1 protein-coding gene is annotated in these 1,450 nt (G+C 61.9%); it reads left to right on the top strand.

What is annotated here, in order from left to right; translation table 11 throughout:
• Nucleotides 1-69 precede the first annotated feature (69 nt).
• Complete coding sequence (locus M0D67_RS41980) at nt 70-1,266, top strand: IS4 family transposase (protein WP_266243682.1); 1,197 nt, start codon at nt 70-72, stop codon at nt 1,264-1,266.
• Nucleotides 1,267-1,450: the final 184 nt, after the last annotated feature.

Raw genomic sequence — 1,450 nt, 5'->3', positions numbered from 1 at the left:
CCAATACTGTTAACAAATTCGAATTTGTGTTAACTTTCAAGCGCCTGCAACGACAAGAAGAGCTTGAAGATGGCAAGAACGGAAGCAACGCTGCCCGGTGGTGCGAGGCTCGCGGACTATCTGGCGGTGGGGTATCTGGCGCTGAACTGCTCGCTGGGCGAGGTCAAGGAGGCGCTCGTGAAGTGCGGCGTGCATACGCGGCTACGCCGCGATATGCCGCGGGAAGTGCTGGTGTATTTCGTGATGGCGATGTGCCTGTATCCGCGCGTGGCCTATGAGGAAGTGTTTCGGCTGGTGATCGAGGGGCTGCGGCGCATCTACGGCGACCAGGTACGCGATGCGCAGGTCAGCAAGGCGGCGATCTCGCAGGGGCGTGCACGCCTGGGCTGGCAGGTGATGCGCGAGCTGTTCGCCCGGCAGGCAGCGCAACGCCCACGAACTGCAGGCGGCGACTATGCGGGCTACCGGGTCATGAGCGTGGACGGCTCGACGCTGGATGTGCCTGATGAGAAGGTCAATGCGGAGGCGTTCGGTTATGCGCAGGGCGGGCGCGGTGAGGCCGCGTATCCGCAGATTCGCTTTGTAGCGCTGGCCGAATGTGCAACGCACGCGCTGTGTGAGGTCCAGATGGGCGGGGTATGCGATGACAGCGAACAGGCGCTCACACGCCAGCTGTTTCCGGCATTCTCGGACGACATGCTGGTGCTGGCCGATCGCCTGTTCTATGGCTATGACATGTGGCGCGACGCGGTGGCCACCGGAGCGAAGCTACTGTGGCGCGTGAAGTCGAATTTGCGGCTGCCGTGCGAAGTGCCGCTGGCAGACGGTTCGTACCTGAGCACCGTCTATGCCAGCGACACCGACCGGCGACACCAGCGCAACGGCATGCGCGTGCGGGTCATCGAGTATCGCCTGGAAGGCGTGCCTGATGCTGAGCCGCAGTATCGCCTGATCACCAATCTGCTGGACGCAGCGGTAGCGCCTGCCATAGAACTCGCGGCGCTGTACCACCGGCGCTGGAAAATAGAAGAGATGTTTGACGAGATCAAGACACATCTGTGCGATGGCAAGAAGGTGCTGCGCAGCAAGACGCCTGATCTGGTCCGTCAGGAGTTCTATGCGTTAATGCTTACCCACGCGGCGATCCGTCGCCTGATGTACGAGGCGGCACAGGACAGCGGACAGCGACCCGAAGACTTATCGTTCGTTCATGCCGTGCGCGTGCTGAACCGACGCCTGCCCGAGGCGGCGGCTGTTCCCCCCTGAGCAGTGGCAAAGTTGGAGGCTCAGCTTACTGCGGGAAATCGCCAGCGGGCGCGCGGTGCAAAGCCGCGGCAAGCGCAATCCCCGCGGCGTGAAGCGAAAGATGTCGAATTTCCGGATCCGGCGACGATGGGAGCCGCTGAATCAGCGAATAGCGCCCAAAGTGGTTATCAAGTGAACAGTATTG

The sequence above is a fragment of the Paraburkholderia sp. SECH4 genome (assembly GCF_030511745.1).
Lineage (GTDB): Bacteria > Pseudomonadota > Gammaproteobacteria > Burkholderiales > Burkholderiaceae > Paraburkholderia > Paraburkholderia madseniana.
Note: the sequence above shows the minus strand (reverse complement) of the source record. Positions and strands in the feature narration are given on the sequence as shown.

Bases quoted from the DNA above. Each gene is read 5' to 3' on its own strand.
- M0D67_RS41980 (WP_266243682.1), top strand. From the start codon at position 70: ATGGCAAGAACGGAAGCAACGCTGCCCGGTGGTGCGAGGCTCGCGGAC.